Below are 20,646 nucleotides of genomic sequence, written 5' to 3'. Positions count from 1 at the left end.
TTCAAAAAAGAGGGATGTACTAGGCAATACGAAACAGGAAGAGCGGTGGATTCAGCGAATCAAGCGCTGATCAATCAACCACGCTCGCCGTAAGAGATCTGGCCAGTGCGCACAGCTTCAGCAGCCTGGGCACGCACAGCAGCGCGATCAGCGGTGCTCTTGTAGGTCACGACGCGGGAACCAGCAGGCTCAATGCTGCGGGTCTGGGCCACAGTGGCGGCTTCGGCAGCCACTTCAGCGCGGGTGCGGTTCGTTTCGAACTTGGTGGCGAATTGCGAAGCATCGGCTTCGTCAGCGTGGGCGCCGAAAGAGGCGAAAGCAGCGACAGCGGCAATGGAGAGGAAACGTGCGGTGTTGTTCATGATGAAAATCCTTGAAGTTAAAAAGCGTCTCAAAAAAGCCGGGCCAAAAAACCATTCCTGAACCGGGTTCGGTGAGTCGCCTTGCGGGTTCGGCTCATCGATGGGTTGAACTGTACGCCGATGGTGTTCAGGGAAAAACCACTGGGTCGCGAACTAACTGTTCCAGTATTGGAAACAATGAATGCGGAACTTTTCAGGGTTTGCCCAAGCCTGACTGCCCGGGGAAGGCAAAAAACTGTCTTTGGCCACCTGGGTTCCATGGAAACCCTGATGCGAATTTGGGACGATGTGCCGATGGCCTCCTCATGGCCTGCTGCTGGACTGGCTGCCATGGCAGGCAGGCTTCGGCGGAGTTGCTAGGGTGGGGCCGCTCCCTTTTGTCGGCCCGGGGCAGCAATTGATCTTCCTCAAGACAGTGAGGTGCCGAACCGGGTTCTCTGTCGGAGCCCCGCAAGAGGACGTCTTATAGTCCGAGGTAACGATTTGTTGTTTCTCGCATGACAGACCCCCTTGTTCCGGCGGACATTGACACCGCTGACAGCCCCCATTACCTGCGCGCGCTGACCGACATGGCCGACCGCAGGACGGTGGTGGCGGATGCCGCCATCTACACCGACAACGGCATCAAACTGGTGGAGAAGGGGGCCCGCATCGACAGCCGCCTGTACGACCGCCTGGTACAGCACAAGCTGCGCGAACCCATCGACCGCCACCTGTCCATCGAAAACCCCGTGGACATGCCCGCCCTGCTGGCAGCGGGGCAGGCGCTCATCGAGCAGGAGGCCTTGCCCAACATGCTGGCCGAGGCACTGGGCCTTTCGGCCGCCCGCCTGCTGGCGCCATTGCGCTCCTTGCCCCTGCCGGCGCCCATGGCCTGCAAGCTCACGGTGATGCGCGACCAGCGCCCCGAGTTGTTCGAACACAGCCTGCAGATGATGACCGTGGCCGTTTTCCTGGGTATCAAGAGCGGTCTGGCGGAGCGTGATTGCGGCAGCCTGGCTGCTGCGGCCTTGTTGCATGACCTGGGCGTGCTGCACATGGACCCAGCCTGGAGCGACCCTGACCACAAGGTGGTGGGCGTGGCACGCAAGCACCTGGTGGCGCACCCCATCACGGCCATGCTGATGATTCGCGATACCAAAGCCTATGCCCGCGCTGCCGAGGTGGCCGTGCTGGAGCACCACGAGCGCATGGATGGCAGTGGCTACCCCCGTGGCCTGGCCGGTGCCGACATCACACCCATGGGCCGCATCCTGCTGCTGGCAGAGGTGGTGACCGCGTTCTACGAAAAATACGAGGACATGCCCGCGCAGCGGCTGTCGCTGGTGCTGCGGCTCAACCACCGCAAATTCCCTTCTGCCCTGGTGGCCCACATCCTGCCGTTGCTGCAGGAGGAGGTGGCGCGCGAGTCGGCCCTCATGCCGCTGAGCAACGATGCTTCGCGCCAGATTGACCTGCTGGCCGAGGCCTTCACCTACTGGGACCAGCTCAAGGCTGCCTTGCCCCCTGGCACGGCCAAGGCCCCGGTAGACAGCGCCTTTGCATTTACCGACTCCCGCTTGCTGGCCTTGCAGAAGGCCTTGATTGAGGCGGGTTCCCACCCCCAGCACCAGGGTGAATTGCTGGCGCAGTTGCAGGGCGATGCCATTGGCATGGCTGAGGTGGCCCTGGTGGGGCGTGAGGCGCTGTGGCAACTGCAAAGTATTCTTAACGCCAGCCACCGCCGCTGGCCCCAGCTGTCGGACCGCGCCACGCCCATGGAGGCGGCAGTGGCCGACTGGTGCGACTGGGCGCTGCGGCGGCTTTGAGAACTTGAACGGGCTCTGAAGACCGCCCAGGGCGCCTCGCTCTTGTCTGCAAGCGCCCGCAGGCCTGTACCCCTTCGCCCCTGGCGCCTTCCCCCGCATGGCTCGCCACGCTTCAAAATACTGGTTATATTTACAGTATTCTTGTTCTTTGAAGCGTCTTTCCCGCCATGCCTGCGCCCAGCCTGTCCTTGCGGATTGCGCCCGACCTGCCTTCTGCCGTGCCCGGTGTCTGGCATGCGGATGCGCTGGGTGCGGGCCCGCAGGCGGCCCAGCCCACGGGGTATGCGTTGCTGGATGCCCAGCTGCCCGGCGGGGGCTGGCCGGTGGGGGCTTTGTGCGAGGTGCTGCAGTCCCTGGCGGGGTTGCATGAATGGCAGCTGGTGCTGCCCGCGCTGGCCCAGGCCACAGCCCGCCGCGCAGGGGCCGTGGTGGTGGTGGCGCCCCCCTGCGAGCCCTTTGGCCCGGCATTGAAGGCGCAGGGGCTGCCGCCCGAGCGGCTGTGTGTGGTGCGCGCCGGCAGTGCCCGCGCTGCATTCTGGGCGGCTGAACAGGCGCTGCGCTGCCACGGTGTGCTGGCCGTCATGGCCTGGCTGCCGCAGGCACCTGCCGCCGCCTTGCGCAGGTTGCAGCTGGCGGCGGCGCAGCAACAGCAACTGCTGTGGGTGTTCCGCCCGGTCAGCGCAGCACCACAGGCATCGCCAGCCCTGCTACGGCTGCAGGTGCAGCAGGGGCTGGTGCCGTCTGCCGGGGCGTCCACGCCTGTCGCGCCCGGCATGCAGGTGCAAATCCTCAAGCGCCGGGGGCCGCCCCTGGTGCAGGCGCTCAATCTGCCGGGTTGTCACCCCCGGCTGGCGCAGGCCCTGGTGGCGCAGGCCGAGCGCCGCCACGCCGCGCAGATGGTGGCCCGCGCCACGGTGGTGCGCTACAGCCCAGCGGCCCCGGGAGGCCGGACGGCGCAGCCCGTGCACATGGAATCTGCGACGGCGGGGCTGCAGGGGAGGGGGCATGCACTGGATCGCATTGCCGCTGCCGTGGCGGGATGAGCCCGCAGCCAGCCCGGCCAACACGGGCGCAGGGGCTGCTGCAGGCAGAGGGGCTGAAGTGCCAGGCCCCGCTGCGGGCTGGTGGGCCCTGCGTTTTACCCCGCGTGTGGCGCTGGTGGATGGCGACACCGTGCTGCTGGAGGTCTCCACCACCGAGCGCCTCTGGGGCGGGCGCGATGCCTTGCTGGCCCTGGTGCTGCAGGCCTGGGCCGAAGCCGCCGAGGAGGTGACAGACCCCGGAGCCACCGGGGAAGTGGGGGCACCACTGCAGCAACCCCCGTGGGGCTGCGGGCCCACCGCGCTGGTGGCGCAGGCCTGGCTGCGCATGGCGCTGGCAGGGCCTGCACCACGGGGCCCCCAGGGGCCCGAGGTGCACACCCTGCCTTTGCACACCCTGACTGCCTTGCGCCCGCATGTGGCCAGCCTGGAGCGCATGGGTTGCCGCACCTGGGGAGCCTTGCGCGCGTTGCCGCGTGCCGGACTGGCCCGGCGCCTGGGGGCCGCGGTGCTGCAGGTGCTGGACCAGGCCCTGGGCGATGCCCCCGAGGCCCATGCCTGGCTGGAGCTACCCGAGCAGTTCGCGCTGACCGCCGAATTGCCCGCGCTGGCCACTTCGGCCGACGCCCTGCTGTGGAGCGCCCACCGCTGCCTGACGGCCCTGCAGGGCTGGCTGCAGGCGCGCCAGCAGGGGGCGCTGGCCCTGGAGCTGGCCTGGCGCCACGACCTGCGACGTATCGACGGGGTGGTGATCGCCCCCACGCAGGCCCTGCAGGTGCGCACCGCCCAGGCCACGCAGGACATGGCGCACCTGCGGCGCCTGCTGTCTGAAAATCTGGCGCGCACCACCCTGGCCGCACCGGCCAACCAGATCACGCTGCGCCTGCTGGAGTCGGCCCCGCTGCCCCACCGCAGTGCCAGCCTGCTGCCGCCTGGCGACCGTGGCCGTGCCGACGACCCTGCGCCCCCAGGCGAAGCCCTGCACCAGCTGCTGGAACGCCTGTCTGCCCGCCTGGGGCCCGAGCAGGTGCAGGCCCCGGTGCTGTGGGCCGACCACCGCCCCGAGCACATGCAGCAGTGGCGCCCAGCGGCCGAGGTGCTGGGCCGCCCGCCCGCCCGGCACGCCGCCGCTACAAGCGCCACAAGCGCTGCCAACGCCGACAGGGCTGCGCTGGATACCAGCCCCGATGCCTGTCTGCTGCCCCCCTGGCTGCTGAACCCGCCCCAGCGGCTGGCCGTGCAGGGCAACCGCCCCTGCCACCATGGCCTGCTGCGTCTGCTGGCCGGGCCCCACCGCTTTGAGGCGGGCTGGTGGTCTGCGGCCGATGGCGGGACCGACCCCGCACACCCCAGCACGGGCCTGGCCCTGCGCGACTACTTCGTCGCGCACAACGCCGTGGCGGGCCTGGTGTGGGTGTTCCGCGAGCGGCTCGCGCCGTTGCCAGACGGTGCGCAGGCCCAGGCGCGCACCCCCCGCTGGTTTCTGCACGGGGTGTTTTGACAGCCCCGAGAGCCTGTGAACCATCTTTTGAGCCTGTTCACCGTCTTTTTGGAGATCGCATTGGCGTTCATCGGCCCGATTCCATCCCAAACTTCCGGGCAATTGCCTTGCCGGGCAGTCTGCGGTGTGGCGGCGCTTGCGGGTAGCACGGGCCATCGGCTGGCACAGCGCCATGGAGCCTTGAGATGACCGCATCCTTGCCGGGTTACGCCGAACTGCACTGCCTGTCCAACTTCAGTTTTCAGCGCGGCGCCTCACACCCGCCCGAGCTGGTGGAACGCGCTGCCAAGCTGGGTTACCAGGCCCTGGCGCTGACCGATGAATGTTCGGTGGCCGGTGTGGTGCGCGCCTGGAAGGCCGCCCAGCAAACGGGTCTGCACCTCATCGTGGGCAGCGAGTTCCTCTGGGGCGACCTGCGGCTGGTGGCTCTGGCGCGGAACGCCGAGGGCTGGGGCAACCTGTGCGAATTCATCTCGGCCGCGCGCCGTGCAGCGCCCAAGGGCCAGTACCACGTGGGCCCGGCCAGCCCCTGGCACCTGCTGCAAGGGTGCGAACTGCTGCTGGCACCTTGCCGCAAACGCTTTGATGCTACTGATTTTGTAGCTGTTGAGGCTTGCCTGTCGCGCGCAAAGGCCCATTTTGACCTTGATGCTGACGGCCATGTCTGGCTCGCGGTCGAACTGCACCTGGCTCCTGACGACGGCCTGTGGCTCGCCACACTGCAGCGCGTGGGCGCCCAGCTGGGCCTGCCGTTGGTGGCGGCGGGCGATGTGCACATGCATGCCCGCTCGCGCAAGCCACTGCAGGACGTGATCACCGCCGTGCACCTGGGTTGCAGCGTGGCCGAGTGCGGATTTGCGCTGCAGCCCAATGCCGAGCGCCACCTGCGCCAGCGCGTGCGGCTGGCGGGCATCTACCCGCCCGGCCTGCTGGCGGCCACGCTCACGGTGGCCGGGCGCTGCACTTTCCGCCTGGACGAGATCAAGTACCAGTACCCGCTGGAGACCGTGCCCGAAGGCATGACACCCGCCCAGGCGCTGGCCTGGCTGGTGCAGATGGGTGTCGAAGGCGAGTATCCGCAGGGCGCGCCCGAGAAAGTGCTGGCACAGATCCGCAAAGAGCTGGAGCTGATTGCGCACTGCCAGTACGAGATGTACTTCCTCACCGTGCACGACATCGTGCGCTACGCCCGCAGCCAGAACATCCTGTGCCAGGGGCGTGGCTCTGCTGCCAACTCGGTGGTCTGCTACATGCTGGGCATCACGGCCGTGCCCCCCGAAAACACCCACCTGCTGTTCGAGCGCTTCATCAGCAAGGAACGCAAAGAGCCGCCCGACATCGACGTGGACTTCGAGCACGACCGGCGCGAGGAAGTCATCCAGTACATCTACGACAAATACGGCCGCGACCGCGCCGCCATCGCCGCCGTCGTCACCAGCTACCGCACGCGCAGCGCCCTGCGCGACGTGGGCAAGGCCCTGGGCGTGGCGCCCGCGCTGGTGGATGCGTTTGCCAAAGACCACCACTGGTTCGACGAAGTCTTCGCTGCCGACCGCCTGCAGGAGCTGGCGCAGGCCGTCGGCACCGCGCTGCACCCACATACCGCCACGCTGTGGCTGGAGCTGGCGGCCGACCTCCAGGGCTTTCCGCGCCACCTCAGCCAGCATGTGGGCGGCTTCGTGCTCACCCAGGGCAAGCTCACGCGGCTGGTGCCGGTCGAGCCCGCGAGCATGGACAACCGCTCCGTCATCCAGTGGGACAAGGACGACCTCGACGACATGGGCCTGCTCAAGGTGGACGTGCTCGCCCTGGGCATGCTCAGCGCACTGCGCCGCTGCCTGCAACTGCGGGCTGTGCTGCGCGGCGAGCACTGGGGCCTCAAGGACATCCCGCACGAGGACCCCGCCACCTACGACATGATCTGCGCCGCCGACACTGTGGGCGTGTTCCAGATCGAAAGCCGCGCCCAGATGAGCATGCTGCCGCGCCTGCGCCCGCGCACGTTCTACGACCTGGTGGTCGAGGTTGCCATCGTGCGGCCCGGGCCCATCCAGGGCGGCATGGTGCACCCGTACCTCAAGGCGCGTGAGCGCAGGCGGCAGGGCCTGCCGCTGGAGCTGGAAAAGCCCGAGCTGGAGGATGCCCTCGAACGCACGCTGGGCGTGCCCATCTTCCAGGAACAGGTCATGCAGATCGCCATGATCGCCGCCGGGTTCACGCCCGGCATGGCGGATGAACTGCGCCGCTCCATGGCCGCCTGGAAGCGCAAAGGCGGCGTGCACCGTTTCGAGCGACCTCTGATTGGCGGCATGGAGGCGCGCGGCTACCGCACTGAATTTGCCCAGGCCATCTTCCAGCAGATGCTCGGTTTTGGCGAATACGGCTTTCCTGAAAGCCACGCCCACAGCTTTGCCCTGCTGGCCTACGCCAGCAGCTGGCTCAAGTGCCACGAGCCTGCGTGTTTTCTGGCCGCGCTGCTCAACTCGCTGCCCATGGGGTTCTACACCGCATCCCAGCTGGTTCAGGACGCGCGCCGCCACGGCGTGCGCGTGTTGCCCATCGATGTGAGCCACAGCGACGTGGATTGCACCCTCGAAGGCCCCCCCGAGCTGCTGCGGCCCCACAAAGGTCTGCCAGCACCATCCCAACCACAGCCCGCAGTGCGCCTGGGGCTGCGCCTGGTGGCCAGCCTGTCGCAAGAGGCCGCCAAGCGCCTCGTGCAGGTGCGCAGCCAGGGCCCCGCCTGGGCCAGTGCCGAAGACCTGGCCTTGCGCACCCCACTGAGCCAGCAGGACATGCAGGCCCTGGCCGCCGCCGATGCGCTGGCCAGTCTCTCAGGCCACCGGCGCCAGCAAATGTGGGACGCAGCCGCCCAGCACAGCGCCCCGGCCCTGCTGCGCGAGGTGCCCGTGCTGGAGGCCCCGCTGACGCTGCCAGCCGCCCCCGAGGGCGAAGAGATCCTGTTCGACTACGCCGCCACCGGCCTCACCCTGCGCCGCCACCCCCTGGCCCTGCTGCGCCCCCGCCTGGCCCGCTGGCGCCTGCAGACCGCGCTGCAGCTGGTGGCCACGCCCCACGGCCGCCATGTGCGCGCCTGCGGCATCGTCACCGTGCGCCAGCGCCCCGGCACCGCCAAGGGCACCATGTTCGTCACCCTCGAAGACGAAACCGGCCCCGTCAACGTCATCGTCTGGCCCGCCATGGTGGACCGCTGGCGCAACGCCCTGCTCAGATCCCAACTGCTGGCCGTGGAAGGCCTGTGGCAGTGCAGCGTGCCCGAGGGCGGCAGCGCGCATTCCACCACCTCAGGCCAGGCACCCGCCGTGGTGCGCCACTTGGTCGCCCAGCGCTTCAGGGACCTGACCCCGCTGCTCGGCCGCATGGCCCAGGCGCTGCAGGGCAGCCGGGATTTTCATTGAGCCCTTCTTGTTGAGAACTGCGCACTATGGCTTGCAGAAATAGGTGCGTGACAGGACAGCCGAGGCAGCGTATTCCACTCAAAGATGGCAACTATGTGGTCGCGGGCCTGCCCCTGGCAGAACTGAGCCCCACCACCGCCCAGGCTGAATGCCTGCGCCCGCCGATTCTGCAGAGAATGCTATTAAAAAAAGAGCTTTCAACGCATGCCTGTCAGGCGGTAGATGCCAAAAAAACTATCAACCAAGCAGTTGCCGCCGACAAGGCCGATACTCAGGTATCAGACACCGATCAACAACTGGCTCTGCATACCGAAGGCGGCGTGGCCGTCGCAACCCAGGCCCTGATGGGGATCGTTCCAGATGCTGCCGGGGTTAGCACGGAGGTTACGCTTGCAGAACAAGGACATCGGGTTTGTGGCGCTAGGGTGGGACGTGGCTATCAAGTGAGAGAGCCTCCCCTTTACCCGGTACGGCACGGTGAAAACCTGCGCGGACAAGGTCATGCCGGACGCGGTGAATGACGAGAAACGCGGGGCGATATTTTCGACCATGTTGAAGCTCGATCAGATCAGCATCGACATTGATGGTGAGCAGATAAGGCTGGCGTCGGGTTTAATATCGCCAGGGAGATCAAGACTGAATAGCGCCGAGTTATCTAATATCTGCTCAGTTCGATTCGTTGGGCGGCAAGTGAGATTTGGGGTGAATTCTATGTCGTTAGGTATGAATATGTCTTGGGGGGATTTGAGGTCAATTCGCCTGCTTTTTGCATTATTTTTGACGGTGCTGGTTTCTCTCGGGTGCAAAGACTTGGGCGGTATGCGCAAAGAGATAAAGGTTATGGAGAGGAAAACTTTTTTTCTGAATGATCGACTTCGGGTGGTGGTCGGATCCTTTGACATGCGCAACAAGAATAATATGAATCTGATGTTTTTGGGTGATATATCTAATCCGAATCTTCTTGGGAATGGTTCTTTAAATGGGCTGACTTTTATTGTTCCAGGGCGAGACGTTGATTCAGAGAAAAATTACAGAAATGGAGTGGTGAATGGGAGGCTGGATGTGGATGTTGTACGGGTTTTATATATAAAACCATGGAATTCAACGGAGCATCAACGAGCTACTGATGCAAGCAAGAATGCCAGAATTCAATGGGATAATATAAAATCTTGGAATAATTCGTTGAAAGAGAAAAGCGCGGAAATTATTTATGGCATGGAATGCCTTCGGGATTCAAAAAAGGAGCGAGTGTGGCGGAGGATAGATTGCCTTGCCCAAAGAGGATTTAATGAATGGATGGTGATTCGTGTCAGTGAAATTTACGAGGGGGGTGCTCCAAATCCAATAATGCATGCGCAATATTACTCTGAGGCTTATGGAGGGGTTGAGGTGTCGTGGATATCATCTTCTTGGAATGTTCATCAATGGCGAGATATTGATCAAAAATTATGGAAACTTATTGATCAATCGAATGAAGTTAAGTGACACATCGAGCGCAGGCATCAGCAGTTGGGGGCAGATACCGTCTTGAAATCAAGTCGTGCTATCGGATGTGCGCATCGAACGTTGCGCCCGGCACAGTAGGCTGTAGATCAGCATCACCAGCTTGTGCATGCTCGCGCGCCCTACTGCCATGGGCTTAAGGTCCGCTTTACGCAGTCTTTCACCGAACGCCTTGACCACGCCGTTGTGCCACAAAGTCGCTGGTGCTGGCATGTACAACATCGTTCGCATTTGTGCGTGGCCCGTGCAACTGAGCCTTGAGTGACCCGCATCGAACTATCCGACTCTTGGGGGGCACCCTAAAATCCCCGCGCCATGCACAACCCCCACCACCCCCGTGTCCTGCCCGTGCGCGATGGCGTGAGCCCCAGTTGTGTGGTGTTGCCCCCGCGCGGGCAGGGCAGCATGCTGGACTTTCTGGCCCAGCGGCTGTCGGTGGTGGCCCGCGATGAATGGCGCCAGCGCATGCTGGCAGGCGATGTGATGGATGAGCGAGGCCAGCCAGTGGTGCCCGAGCGGCCGTTTGAGGGTGGCCTGCGCCTGTACTACTACCGCAGCCTGCCTGCCGAGCCCGTGCTGCCTTTCAGCGAAGTGGTGCTGTACCAGGATGAACACCTGGTGGTGGCCGACAAGCCGCACTTCATGCCAGTGACGCCCTCGGGCCGGTATCTGCACAACACGCTGCTGGTGCGGCTCAAGCGCCAGCTTGGTGTGCCCGAGTTGTCACCGCTGCACCGCATCGACCGCGATACGGCCGGGCTGGTGATGCTGTCGGTGCAGCAGCGCACGCGCGGCGCCTACCAGGCCTTGTTTCGCGACCGGCAGATCACCAAGCACTACGACGCGATCGCGCCCTGGCGTGCGGATGTGGCCTTTCCTCGCGACCATGCCAGCCGCCTGGAAGAAAGCCCGCAGTTCTTTCGCATGCAGGAAGTACCTGGCGAGCCCAACAGCCACACCCACATGCAGGTGCTGGAGGTAGCAGGCGGCTGGGCGCGCTACCGCCTGTCGCCGATTACCGGCAAGCGGCACCAACTGCGCGTGCACATGGCGGCCCTGGGCCTTCCGCTGCGCAATGACCCGTTCTACCCCGTTGTCAACGATCCGCCCGAAGGCGACTATTCGCGGCCCCTGCAGCTGTTGGCGCAGTCACTGGCGTTTGTGGATCCGGTCACGGGGGCGCAGCGGATGTTCGAGAGTCGGCAGTCGCTGCGCTTGCCTAGCGGTGGGTAGCGGCGTTCACTTTCTGTTCTCTTTCTTTCCTCTGCTGGATGTATCCAGTGACTGGTGGGCTTGGCGGCGCTGCCAGCAAGGCACGGCTGCTGGAATCTTTTTGTGCAAGGGTTTTCCCTGATTTTTGGCAGGTCATTGGTGATTGCGCCATTTGGCATTCGCCCTGAGATCGGGTACTTTGTCTGCAGCCAGTGCGCGCCCTTGCATAAATTACACAAAAGCACCAGATGATTCCATCAGACACCCGCCATTCCGTAGCCTTCAAACTGTCGGCAACCGCCTTGTTCAGCCTGCTGGTGGTCTTGCTGGCCACCATGGGCATCGTCAGCGGCCTGCTCTGGAAAGACTTTGGCCGCCTCTCGCGGGACGATGCTATGCAGTACGCCGCCCAGGTGCGCATGCTTGTGCAGACCTTTGACGACACCGCACAAGAGCAGGCCAAGCGGGACTTCGCCCTGTTCAAAGCGAATTTCCCCGGCCAGTTTTCGGTGGCCGAGGCTCCGGGAGCAGACGGCAAATCCGAGGCCGTGCTCTCGTTCCAGGGGGCGGCCGTCAATGGCGACTTCGAAGTGGTGGACCGCTTTGCCAAGGACAGCGTGGGTGCGGTGGCGACCATTTTTGCGCGCACGGGGGATGACTTCATCCGCGTGACCACATCGCTCAAAAAGCAGGATGGCGAGCGCGCATACAAGACCCTGCTGGACCGTAAGCACCCGGCCTATGCCCTGATGAATGAAGGCAAAACCTACATCGGTCGTGCCAGCCTGTTTGGCCGGGAGTACATGACCGTGTACGAGCCCATTCGCGATGGCAACCGCACCATCGGCATTCTGTTCATCGGCTCCGACATGGGGGCCATTCTGGGCAAGCTCGACACCGTGATGGCGGGGCAGAAGCTGTTTGCAACTGGTGCGGTTTATGCGGTCAACCTTTCGGCGGGCCCTGTGCGGGGCAGCATTTTTGGCCTGCCGGGCGCGGGCAAGACCCTCAAGGTGGACGAAAAGGACGAGCAGGCCAAGGCCTGGATGACGGCGCTGGCGGCGGTGGGGCAGGAGGGGAATATGGAGTCGGATTGGTCTCCGCGCCGCAGCGGCGAAGGTGACCGCGCCACGCGCTACCTGGCGGTGGAGCACTATAAGCCCTGGAACTGGGCCATCGTGGCCGAGGCGCCTCTGACCGAAATGATGAGTGAGGCCCGCAATGTGCTGATCTGGCTGTGGCTGGGGGTGGTGGTGGCCTTAGCCTTGCTGACGGTGGTGCTGGTGATGGCCACCCGCCGCCTGGTGGGCGCGCCCGTGCAGCAGTTGAGCACCGCGCTGGCCTACCTGGCGCAGGGCGATCTCACACACGCGGTGTCGGTGCGGTCCCGCGACGAAATTGGCACACTGGCCCAGGCGATGGAGGGCTTTCGGACTCGTCTAGTGGAAAGCCTGGGCACCGTGCGCACCAGCGCCGACAGCGTGTCGGCCGCCAGCACGGAAATCGCCCAGGGCAACCAGGACCTTTCAGGCCGCACTGAGAGCCAGGCGAGCGCGTTGGAGCAGACGGCGGCGAGCATGGAGCAACTGGGCGCCACCATCCGCCACAACGCCGACAGCGCCAGCCAGGCTAACCAGCTGGCCGTGGGCGCCAGCCGCGTGGCGCAACAGGGTGGGGAGGTGGTGTCCAAGGTGGTCAGCACCATGCAAGACATCAACAACAGCAGCCAGAAGATCGCCGACATCATCGGTGTGATCGACGGCATTGCGTTCCAGACCAACATCCTTGCGCTCAACGCGGCCGTGGAGGCCGCCCGTGCGGGTGAACAAGGCCGGGGCTTTGCGGTGGTGGCGGCCGAGGTGCGCAATTTGGCCCAGCGCACCGCCGCCGAGGCCAAGGCCATCAAGGAGCTGATTGGCGCCAGCAGCGCCATGGTGCAGCAGGGCTCGGTGCTCGCCGATCAGGCCGGGACCACCATGCAGGAGGTGGTCCGCTCCATCCAGCGCGTGGCCGAGATGGTCTCCGAGATCAGCGCCGCAAGCAACGAACAGACCGCCGGCGTGGGGCAGGTTGGTGAAGCCGTCACCCAGCTCGATCAAACCACGCAGCAGAACGCCGCCTTGGTGGAAGAAATGGCCGCCGCCGCCAGCAGCCTGCGCACGCAGGCGCAGCAGATGGTGGAGGCGATTGCGCGGTTTAACTTGGGTGTCGGTGGTGACAAGGCCAATTCACCAGTGTTTCTTCGAAAGAGCTTGGACGACAGCGGCGGGCACGGTTAGCGCACCGATACTGCCGGTGCCTTGCTCTTGAAAGATCAACGGTAGGGAATAGGCTTGGCTTGCGAGGGCGGCGTTTTCGCCAGCCGGGCATTGAAGAATTCGGACAACGCACGCTGGGTGTCCGGGTGCAGACGCCATCCTGTCCAGCCGAGACCGATACTACGCAAGTACACGGTGACGTGCGCTTCTTCCAGCGGGTACTGGATAGCAAGTGTCGGGTTGTCTTGCGATATCAGCGGGACGCCATTCCCATCGCTGTCCTGCGGGGCTGTCGTAACTTCCGGCGTCATCTGCGAGCGCAACGTGGCCAGCTCTCGGATCAGATTCTCGATTTCGGCTGCCGTGAGGGTCTTGTTGATTGCCAGAGTGGCCTGTGTGCGGTCGTCGCTCAGTTGCATGGAGCTTTTCCTTCTTTCGCTGGGAGTGGTGAACCCTCAATTGTGCTGCTTTCAGCCCGGCGCTTGGCATCGGTTGCCGAAACTGCCCGCAAAAACACCATGTAGCGGGCGTTCAGAAGGCGCGGCGGCGTGGCTACAATACGCCTGCGATTGAAGCGCTGAAATGGCAAAAGCCCATCAGATCGTTCCAATCAACTGACTGAAACGCCGTTGTTAATCAATGGGTTACAGAAGGCGGGTGTAGTTCAATGGTAGAACGGCAGCTTCCCAAGCTTCATACGAGGGTTCGATTCCCTTCACCCGCTCCAGCCCTTCTTGGCTGATCAGTTTCTTCTCCTTTCCTCCTTTGACCACCTTTTGAGCACTGCGTGTGTGGCGCAGCCATGGCGTGGTCCATTCCAGGCAAGTGCGTGTTTCGCATATTCATAGCTGTTTTGCTTGGTTGGGCTAAGGCCCCATCTCTCCTAAATTCCGTGCATCGGGTGCCGTCAAGCCCCGGCATTTCAACCACACGGAAAGGAAAACGATGTTCACCGCACCCCACACAGCCCCTTTTTTGCAAGCAGTGGGCACATGGTTTCGCTCTTCAGTGCTGGGCGGTGCCATGCTGGTTTGCAATGCAGCGTTTGCGGCCACACCCATCCCCGCAGGCCCCCTGGTCACCACCGAATGGCTGGCGCAAAACCTCGATAACCAGCAGGTCCGCATCGTGGAAGTGAGCGTGAACCCTGGCCTGTACGAGCGTGGCCATGTGCCGGGGGCCGTCAATTTTTCGTGGCACCAGGATCTGAACGACCGTGTGCGCCGTGACATTGTGGGCAAGGAGGCGTTTGAGGCGCTGTTGTCCAAGGCAGGCGTATCGCAGGACACCACGGTGGTGCTGTATGGCGACACCAACAACTGGTTTGCCGCCTGGGGCGCGTGGGTGTTTGACATCTATGGCGTCAAGAACGTGAAGCTGCTCGACGGCGGCCGCAAGAAGTGGGAGGCCGAGAACCAGCCGTTGAACAACCGCGTGCCCGAGTTTGCAGCCACCAACTACAAGGTGGCCAAGGTGAACACCGATCTGCGGGCCCGCTTGTCAGACGCCTTGGCGGCGGCCGAAGGCAAGAGCAACGCGAAGCTGGTGGACATCCGCTCGGCCGATGAGTACACGGGCAAGATTTTTGCGCCTGCCGGGGTGCCCGAGCTGAGCATCCGTGCCGGCCACATCCCCGGCGCAGCCAATGTGCCCTGGGGTCAGGCGGTCAAGGAAGATGGCACCTTCAAGTCGGCCGAAGACCTGAAGAAGCTCTACGCCAGTGCGGGCGTGGATGGCAGCAAGCCCATCATTACGTACTGCCGCATTGGCGAGCGCTCCAGCCACACCTGGTTTGCGCTGTCCAAGATCCTGGGCTACAGCGTGAAGAACTACGACGGCTCGTGGACGGAATATGGCAACGCGGTGGGTGTACCCATCACCAACCCGGCGGGCACCATCTGGGCCGCCAAATGATCGGGTTGGCCGACAGGACCTTTTGGGAAGAAGGTGCAATGCAAAACAAAGAGAGTTTTTGATTTTTGGTAGGGGGTCTCTTTTACAGCCCGCTTCGTGCGGGCTTTTTTATGCCTGGGGGATTCATGGCGTTCAAGATCAATTTTTCTCATGCGGGTGCCCTGGCGCTGTTGGTGGCGATGGCGGGTGCAGCGCACGCGGTGCAGGTGCTGCCGGGCGGAAGCACGCTGGCGTTTGCTTTGGCCACGGGTGCGGTGCTGGGGCTGGTGCTGCAGCGCTCGCGCTTTTGTTTTTATTGCCACGCGCGCGACTGGTTTGAGGACCACAACCCGCGCGGACTGCTGGCCATCGTGCTGGCGCTGGCCGTGGGTGTAGTGGGCTACACCGTGGTGCTGGGCAGTTGGCTGCCTGTGCCCCAGCCTGGCAAGCTGCCGCCCGACATGCACATCGGCCCCGTGAGCTGGGTGTTGGTGGTGGCGGGGCTGTCGTTTGGTGCGGGCATGGTGGTGTCGGGCTCGTGCATCAGCGCGCACTGGTACCGGCTGGCTGAGGGCTCGGCGGTGTCGCCGTTTGCGCTGGTCGGGTCGGCCCTGGGTTTTGTGCTGGGCTTCAAAACCTGGAACCCCTTGTACAGCTTGAGTGTGGCCGATGCCCCCGTGGTGTGGCTGCCCGCACACCTGGGGTATGGCGGGGCGCTGCTGGTGCAACTGGGCGGGCTGGCGCTGGTGGCGGCCTGGCTGTGGCGCGGATTTGCACGCGAGGCGGCTGCTGAACCGGTGCCAGGGGGCGCGGTGCCCAGCCTGGGCGGCGTGTGGCGCGACCTGTGGGCAGGGCGCTGGCCCTACTGGGTAGGGGGCCTGGCCGTGGGGCTGATCGGCGCCTTTGCCATTGTGCGCATGCGGCCGCTGGGGGTGACGGCCACGCTGGGCAGCGCCGCGCGCCAGTGGGCGCAAGGGCAGGGCTGGATTCCCGATCGGCTGGAAGGTTTGGACGGCTTTGCCGGTTGCGCCACCGCGCCACAGTCCACCTGGTTCACACCCAATGCCTTGCTGCTGGCAGGCCTGGTGGCGGGGGCGTTTGTCGCGGCCCTGGCCAGCCGCCAGTGTGTGCTGCGCTGGCCTACCTGGCGCGATGCCGCGCGGGGCTTGGCAGGCGGCGTGCTGCTGGGCTGGGGCGCGATGACGGGGCTGGGCTGCACCATCGGCACGCTGCTGTCCGGCGGCATGGCGGGGGCACTGTCGGGCTGGGTGTTTGGAGCGGCAGTGTTTGCGGCCGTGTGGGCGGGGCTGCGGCTGAAGCGGCTGTGGCCCGCCGGGCGCTGAGGGGGCAGGCAGAGGGTCGTCCGATACACTGCGGCCCGCATGGATACGCACACGACAACGAGACCCCTCATGGCCTGCTTCTGGATGGCGGTGATGGCCGCAGGCCTGGGCGGCTGCGCCTATTCGCCGCCCGCGCCTTTCATCGTTGTGGGCAACGACAAGGTGGTGTCCATCAACTGGGAAAACTCCACGCTGGGCCCGGATGGCGCCCAGCAGGCGGCTGACAAACACTGTGCGCGGTATGGCCTGCAGGCGGAGCTGGCTGTGCAGGTCAGCCGGTTTGAAGCGGCCTACCGCTGCGTGTAGGTGCGCAGCGGTGTGGGGTGACCAAAAGTTTGAGCTTTTTTAGCCTTTTCCGCGCGCCCCATCTGTGCAAATAGCTATAAAAATAGTAGCTATTGGGGCAGTGGCGGCGCGCGGTGAGCAGGGCGGAGAAGGGCAGGGCTACTGGCCGCTCTGGATGTCCCCCAGGCACAGGTACTTGATCTCCACATAGTCGTCCATGCCGTAGTGCGAGCCCTCGCGGCCCAGGCCGGACTGCTTGACGCCGCCAAAAGGCACGTGCTCGGTGGCCAGGATGCCGACGTTGGCGCCAACCATGCCGTATTCCAGCGCCTCGGTCACGCGGAAGATGCGGCCCACATCGCGGCTGTAGAAGTAGCTGGCCAGGCCGAACTCGGTGTTGTTGGCGGCGTCGATGGCTTCCTGCTCGGTCTTGAACTTGAACACCGGGGCGAAGGGGCCAAAGGTTTCCTCGCGGGCGCAGAGCATGTCTGCCGTGGCGTTGGCAACCACCGTGGGTTCAAAGAACTGGCCCGAGCCCAGGGCGGTGAGGCGCTGGCCGCCCGCCACCACCTGGCCGCCCTTGGCCAGTGCATCGTCCACATGGCGTTGTACCTTGGTCAGCGCCGCTTCCTCGATCAGCGGGCCCTGGTTCACACCGGCCTCAAAGCCGTTGCCCACTTTGGCCGTCTTCACCTTGGCGGCGAACTTGGCCACGAACTCGTCGTACACGCCTTCCTGCACATAAAAGCGGTTGGTGCACACGCAGGTCTGGCCCGCATTGCGGTACTTGCTGGCAAACGCGCCTTCCACGGCACTGTCGATGTCGGCGTCGTCGAACACGATGAAGGGCGCGTTGCCGCCCAGCTCCAGCGACATCTTCTTGACCGTGGGGGCCGACTGCGCCATCAGGATGCGGCCCACTTCGGTGCTGCCGGTGAAGCTGATGTGGCGCACCACGTCGCTTGCGCACAGCACCTTGCCGATGGCGATGGAGTTGTCGCTGTCGGCGGGCAGGATGTTGAACACACCGGCCGGGATGCCCGCGCGGATGGCCAGCTCTGCGGCGGCCAGGGCGGTGAGCGGCGTCAGCTCGGCGGGCTTGATGACCACGGGGCAGCCTGCGGCCAGCGCGGGCGCCACCTTGCGCGTGATCATGGCCAGCGGGAAGTTCCACGGCGTGATGGCCGCACACACGCCGATGGGCTGCTTGAGCACCAGCAGGCGGCGGTTGTTGTCGAACTGGGGCAGGGTCTCGCCATTGATGCGCTTGGCTTCTTCGGCAAACCACTCTACGAAGCTCGCCCCGTAGGCCACTTCGCCCTTGGCCTCGGGCAGGGGCTTGCCCTGCTCGGCGGTCATGATGCGGCCCAGGTCGTCCTGGTTCGCCATCAGCAGGTCATACCACTTGCGCAGGATGATGCTGCGCTCCTTGGCGGTCTTGGTTTTCCAGGGGCCCCATGCGGCGTTGGCGGCGGCAATGGCGGCCTCGGCGTCGGCCGGACTCAGGTTGGCCACGTCGGCCAGTTTCAGGCCCGTGGCCGGATCGTTCACATCAAAGCGGCTGCTGCCCACCACCCATTGGCCGTTGATGAGGCCGTCGGTCTTGAGCAGGGTGGGGTCGTTCAGCAGTGCGAGGGGGGATGTCTTCATGTCCATGGGATGCGTCCGGGTGAAGAAAAAATGAGGTCAGGGTTAGGGGAAAGGCTAGCACGCGTTGCCGCCGCACTTGTCACCAATGTGGCATGGACGGCGGGGTTTCAGGTCGGTTCTTACGGATGCGGCGCGTTTGCTCGCAGCGCATGCAACTGGCGCGGCCCAGGGGGGCTCCATCACGCACGCCGCCCCCGCAGCCATTCCAGCGCCAGCAGCAGGCTGGTGGTGAACAAGATGAGCAGCGTGGCCACGGCGGCGATGGTGGGCGAGATGTTTTCGCGGATGCCGTTGAACATCTGGCGCGGCAGGGTGGACTGGTCGGCCCCGGCCAGGAAGAGCGTGACCACGACCTCGTCGAACGAGGTGGCAAACGCAAACAGCGCGCCCGAGATCACCCCCGGTGCAATCACCGGCAGCGTGATGCGGAAGAAGGTGTTCAGTGGCGTCTCGCCCAGGCTCAGCGAGGCTCGCACCAGGTTGTGGTTGAAGCCGGCCAGCGTGGCCAGCACGGTGGTCAGCACAAACGGCGCACCCAGCGCTGCATGCACGACGATGAGGCCCAGGTAGCTGTCGGCCAGCCCGAGCGGCGCAAAGTACAGGTAGGTGGCCACGCCCACCACGATGATGGGCACCACCATGGGCGCGATCAGAATGCCCATGAGTAGCCCCTTGAAGCGGAAGTCCGCCCGCGACAACCCCACCGCAGCCAGCGTGCCCAGCACCGTGGCAACCAGCGTGGCCGCAGGCGCCACGATGAAGCTGTTGCGCGTGGCGCGCGCCCATTCGGGCGATTCGAACAGGTGCTGGTACCACTTGAGCGACCAGCCGTGAATGGGGTAGGCGAGGAACGAACTCTCGGAAAACGACAGCGGCACCATCACCAGGATGGGCGCCAGCAAGAAGGCGAGCACGGCCACACACAGCGCGCGCACGGCCCACCAGCCGAGCTTGTCGGCCAGCGTGGCATAGAGGGGGAAGGAGGGAAGGCGAAACATGGTCAGCGGCTTTCTGCGTCAGAAGATGGGTCAGCCCAGGCTCAGTTCGGCCTTGCCGAATCGGCGGTACACGCCATACAGCACCAGCGTGGCCGCCAGCAGCAGGGCACCCAGCGCGCAGGCCATGCCCCAGTTCACTTCCACATTGGTGTAGCGGGCGATGTAGTAGCTCAGCATCTGGTCGTCCGCCCCGCCCAGCAGCGCGGGCGTGACGTAGTAGCCAATGGCCAGGATGAAGACCAGCAGCGCGCCCGCACCAATGCCGGGGTAGGTTTGCGGCACATACACCCTAAAGAACGCTGCCACCGGCGAGCTGCCCAGCGACACCGCCGCGCGCAGGTAGGTGGGCGGCACGCTTTTCATCACGCTGTACAGCGGCAGGATCATGAAGGGCAGCAGGATGTGCACCATGGCGATCACCACGCCCGTGCGGTTGAACAGCAGCGCCAGCGGCTGCTCGATCAAGCCCATGCCCATCAGGCCCCGGTTGACCAGCCCTTCGGACTGCAGCAGCACAATCCATGCGGCCACGCGCACCAGGATGGAGGTCCAGAACGGCACCAGCACCAGAATCATCAACACATTGGCCGGGCGGGCGGGCAGGGTGGCCAGCCACCAGGCCAGCGGGTAGCCCAGCAGCAGGCACACCAGCGTGACCACCAGGCTGATGTGGAAGGTGCGCAGCAGGATGCCGCCAAACGCGCGTTGCTCTTCGGGCATGCGTTCGACGTGGCCCAGTGCGTCGCGCTGCAGGTCCACCGAGGCAAGCAGGTAGTCGGGCGTCCAGCGGGCGCCGTTCTTGGCGATGGCCTGCCACAGCGGGGCTTCGGCCCAGCGCGGGTCCTTGTCCAGCAGCTGCGCGCGGATGGCCTCGGGTGTGCCCTCCATGGGCAGTGCGCGGTACGCGCCCATGATGAGCGAGCGCGCGCCGGGCACCTCGGTGTTGAGCCGCCGCGCCAGCGCCCCGGCGTCAGAGCTGTCGGGCAGGCGGGCCAGATCCTGCACCAGCGCGGCATAAGCGGGCGCGCCGGGGGCGTCCTTGCGGTCCCAGCCGTCCAGCGCGCGCATGGTGGCGGGCAGGGCGTTGGCGACCTCGGGGTTTTCCACCGCGCGCTGCAGCAGCGCGGCAATGGGCACCAGCAGCGTGAGCAGCAGGAACACCAGCAGGGGCAAGGTCAGCGCAAAGGCGCGCCATTTGCGGCGCGATTCGGCGCGCGCCAGGGCCTGGCGCAGCGCACCGGGGGGGCTGCCTTCGGGGGCAATGGCGTGGGGGTGGGCCAGGGTGGCTTGCATGCGGGTGTCCTGCTCTCAGCGTTTCACAAGGGCATCTTCAAAGGGGCAACATAGGAGGCTTAGAGTGGTTAACAAAACTCA

At 64.8% G+C, this 20,646-nt stretch carries 16 protein-coding genes and 1 tRNA gene; 12 read left to right on the top strand and 5 right to left on the bottom strand.

Features of this window, described 5'->3' with window-relative positions; all coding sequences use genetic code 11:
* Window positions 1–74: 74 nt before the first annotated feature.
* Window positions 75–362, bottom strand: a complete 288-nt coding sequence (locus tag ACSQ3O_RS14380) for a DUF4148 domain-containing protein (RefSeq protein WP_298450385.1) — start codon at window positions 360–362, stop codon at window positions 75–77.
* A 497-nt stretch (window positions 363–859) separates the two neighbouring features.
* Between ACSQ3O_RS14380 and ACSQ3O_RS14375 the strand changes: the two genes are divergently transcribed.
* From ACSQ3O_RS14375 to ACSQ3O_RS14340, 8 genes are all read left to right on the top strand, one after another.
* A complete protein-coding gene (locus ACSQ3O_RS14375) occupies window positions 860–2,170 on the top strand; it encodes an HD-GYP domain-containing protein (RefSeq protein ID WP_436139380.1) in 1,311 nt (436 codons plus the stop codon).
* A gap of 167 nt (window positions 2,171–2,337) precedes the next feature.
* Window positions 2,338–3,213: a translesion DNA synthesis-associated protein ImuA gene (gene imuA / locus ACSQ3O_RS14370; protein ID WP_436139379.1), complete on the top strand. Its 876-nt coding sequence runs from the start codon at window positions 2,338–2,340 to the stop codon at window positions 3,211–3,213.
* Window positions 3,176–4,711 (top strand): Y-family DNA polymerase, encoded by a 1,536-nt coding sequence (locus tag ACSQ3O_RS14365; RefSeq protein ID WP_436139378.1) that lies wholly within the window; start codon window positions 3,176–3,178, stop codon window positions 4,709–4,711. The genes imuA and ACSQ3O_RS14365 overlap by 38 nt, the downstream gene beginning before the upstream one ends.
* Window positions 4,712–4,896: 185 nt before the next feature.
* Entirely contained in the window at window positions 4,897–8,130 is a 3,234-nt protein-coding gene (locus ACSQ3O_RS14360) for an error-prone DNA polymerase (RefSeq protein ID WP_436139377.1), read from the top strand.
* A 47-nt stretch (window positions 8,131–8,177) separates the two neighbouring features.
* The gene (locus tag ACSQ3O_RS14355; RefSeq protein WP_436139376.1) at window positions 8,178–8,651 is read left to right on the top strand and encodes a hypothetical protein; all 474 of its coding nucleotides are present in this window, start codon (window positions 8,178–8,180) and stop codon (window positions 8,649–8,651) included.
* Window positions 8,652–8,679: 28 nt separating this feature from the next.
* Complete coding sequence (locus ACSQ3O_RS14350; RefSeq protein ID WP_436139375.1) at window positions 8,680–9,615, top strand: hypothetical protein; 936 nt, start codon at window positions 8,680–8,682, stop codon at window positions 9,613–9,615.
* A gap of 333 nt (window positions 9,616–9,948) precedes the next feature.
* Complete coding sequence (locus ACSQ3O_RS14345) at window positions 9,949–10,866, top strand: pseudouridine synthase (RefSeq protein WP_436139374.1); 918 nt, start codon at window positions 9,949–9,951, stop codon at window positions 10,864–10,866.
* A gap of 227 nt (window positions 10,867–11,093) precedes the next feature.
* Complete coding sequence (locus ACSQ3O_RS14340; RefSeq protein ID WP_436139373.1) at window positions 11,094–13,124, top strand: Cache 3/Cache 2 fusion domain-containing protein; 2,031 nt, start codon at window positions 11,094–11,096, stop codon at window positions 13,122–13,124.
* Window positions 13,125–13,159: 35 nt separating this feature from the next.
* Here the strand turns inward: ACSQ3O_RS14340 and ACSQ3O_RS14335 are convergent, their stop codons facing one another.
* The gene (locus ACSQ3O_RS14335) at window positions 13,160–13,522 is read right to left on the bottom strand and encodes a hypothetical protein (RefSeq protein WP_436139372.1); all 363 of its coding nucleotides are present in this window, start codon (window positions 13,520–13,522) and stop codon (window positions 13,160–13,162) included.
* A 234-nt stretch (window positions 13,523–13,756) separates the two neighbouring features.
* Here ACSQ3O_RS14335 and ACSQ3O_RS14330 point away from each other — a divergent pair.
* From ACSQ3O_RS14330 to ACSQ3O_RS14315, 4 genes are all read left to right on the top strand, one after another.
* Window positions 13,757–13,830: transfer RNA gene (locus tag ACSQ3O_RS14330), tRNA-Gly, on the top strand.
* Between the two features lie 296 nt (window positions 13,831–14,126).
* Window positions 14,127–15,017: a sulfurtransferase gene (locus tag ACSQ3O_RS14325; RefSeq protein WP_298450890.1), complete on the top strand. Its 891-nt coding sequence runs from the start codon at window positions 14,127–14,129 to the stop codon at window positions 15,015–15,017.
* Window positions 15,018–15,142: 125 nt separating this feature from the next.
* On the top strand, window positions 15,143–16,339 hold the full coding sequence (locus ACSQ3O_RS14320; RefSeq protein WP_436139371.1) for a YeeE/YedE family protein: 1,197 nt from the start codon (window positions 15,143–15,145) through the stop codon (window positions 16,337–16,339).
* A 69-nt stretch (window positions 16,340–16,408) separates the two neighbouring features.
* Window positions 16,409–16,645 (top strand): hypothetical protein, encoded by a 237-nt coding sequence (locus ACSQ3O_RS14315; protein WP_137745623.1) that lies wholly within the window; start codon window positions 16,409–16,411, stop codon window positions 16,643–16,645.
* 138 nt (window positions 16,646–16,783) lie between these two features.
* Here the strand turns inward: ACSQ3O_RS14315 and ACSQ3O_RS14310 are convergent, their stop codons facing one another.
* The 3 genes from ACSQ3O_RS14310 to ACSQ3O_RS14300 all read right to left on the bottom strand — a co-directional run bounded on the left by ACSQ3O_RS14310 (window position 16,784) and on the right by ACSQ3O_RS14300 (window position 20,565).
* Window positions 16,784–18,280, bottom strand: coding sequence for an NAD-dependent succinate-semialdehyde dehydrogenase (locus ACSQ3O_RS14310; RefSeq protein WP_436139370.1), 1,497 nt, complete (start codon window positions 18,278–18,280; stop codon window positions 16,784–16,786).
* A gap of 173 nt (window positions 18,281–18,453) precedes the next feature.
* Window positions 18,454–19,272 (bottom strand): ABC transporter permease, encoded by an 819-nt coding sequence (locus ACSQ3O_RS14305; RefSeq protein ID WP_436139369.1) that lies wholly within the window; start codon window positions 19,270–19,272, stop codon window positions 18,454–18,456.
* Window positions 19,273–19,302: 30 nt separating this feature from the next.
* Entirely contained in the window at window positions 19,303–20,565 is a 1,263-nt protein-coding gene (locus ACSQ3O_RS14300; protein WP_436139368.1) for an ABC transporter permease, read from the bottom strand.
* Between the last annotated feature and the right edge of the window lie 81 nt (window positions 20,566–20,646).

This window comes from Acidovorax sp. LjRoot74 (genome assembly GCF_964254355.1).
Lineage (GTDB): Bacteria > Pseudomonadota > Gammaproteobacteria > Burkholderiales > Burkholderiaceae_C > Acidovorax.
Note: the sequence above shows the minus strand (reverse complement) of the source record. Positions and strands in the feature narration are given on the sequence as shown.

What these genes read in the sequence shown, in the direction of transcription:
- ACSQ3O_RS14380 (WP_298450385.1), bottom strand. Translation starts at nt 362, where the DNA reads ATGAACAACACCGCACGTTTCCTCTCCATTGCCGCTGTCGCTGCTTTC.
- ACSQ3O_RS14375 (WP_436139380.1), top strand. Translation starts at nt 860, where the DNA reads ATGACAGACCCCCTTGTTCCGGCGGACATTGACACCGCTGACAGCCCC.
- imuA (WP_436139379.1), top strand. Translation starts at nt 2,338, where the DNA reads ATGCCTGCGCCCAGCCTGTCCTTGCGGATTGCGCCCGACCTGCCTTCT.
- ACSQ3O_RS14365 (WP_436139378.1), top strand. Translation starts at nt 3,176, where the DNA reads ATGCACTGGATCGCATTGCCGCTGCCGTGGCGGGATGAGCCCGCAGCC.
- ACSQ3O_RS14360 (WP_436139377.1), top strand. Translation starts at nt 4,897, where the DNA reads ATGACCGCATCCTTGCCGGGTTACGCCGAACTGCACTGCCTGTCCAAC.
- ACSQ3O_RS14350 (WP_436139375.1), top strand. Translation starts at nt 8,680, where the DNA reads ATGTTGAAGCTCGATCAGATCAGCATCGACATTGATGGTGAGCAGATA.
- ACSQ3O_RS14345 (WP_436139374.1), top strand. Translation starts at nt 9,949, where the DNA reads ATGCACAACCCCCACCACCCCCGTGTCCTGCCCGTGCGCGATGGCGTG.
- ACSQ3O_RS14340 (WP_436139373.1), top strand. Translation starts at nt 11,094, where the DNA reads ATGATTCCATCAGACACCCGCCATTCCGTAGCCTTCAAACTGTCGGCA.
- ACSQ3O_RS14335 (WP_436139372.1), bottom strand. Translation starts at nt 13,522, where the DNA reads ATGCAACTGAGCGACGACCGCACACAGGCCACTCTGGCAATCAACAAG.
- ACSQ3O_RS14325 (WP_298450890.1), top strand. Translation starts at nt 14,127, where the DNA reads ATGCTGGTTTGCAATGCAGCGTTTGCGGCCACACCCATCCCCGCAGGC.
- ACSQ3O_RS14320 (WP_436139371.1), top strand. Translation starts at nt 15,143, where the DNA reads ATGGCGTTCAAGATCAATTTTTCTCATGCGGGTGCCCTGGCGCTGTTG.
- ACSQ3O_RS14315 (WP_137745623.1), top strand. Translation starts at nt 16,409, where the DNA reads ATGGCCTGCTTCTGGATGGCGGTGATGGCCGCAGGCCTGGGCGGCTGC.
- ACSQ3O_RS14310 (WP_436139370.1), bottom strand. Translation starts at nt 18,280, where the DNA reads ATGGACATGAAGACATCCCCCCTCGCACTGCTGAACGACCCCACCCTG.
- ACSQ3O_RS14305 (WP_436139369.1), bottom strand. Translation starts at nt 19,272, where the DNA reads ATGTTTCGCCTTCCCTCCTTCCCCCTCTATGCCACGCTGGCCGACAAG.
- ACSQ3O_RS14300 (WP_436139368.1), bottom strand. Translation starts at nt 20,565, where the DNA reads ATGCAAGCCACCCTGGCCCACCCCCACGCCATTGCCCCCGAAGGCAGC.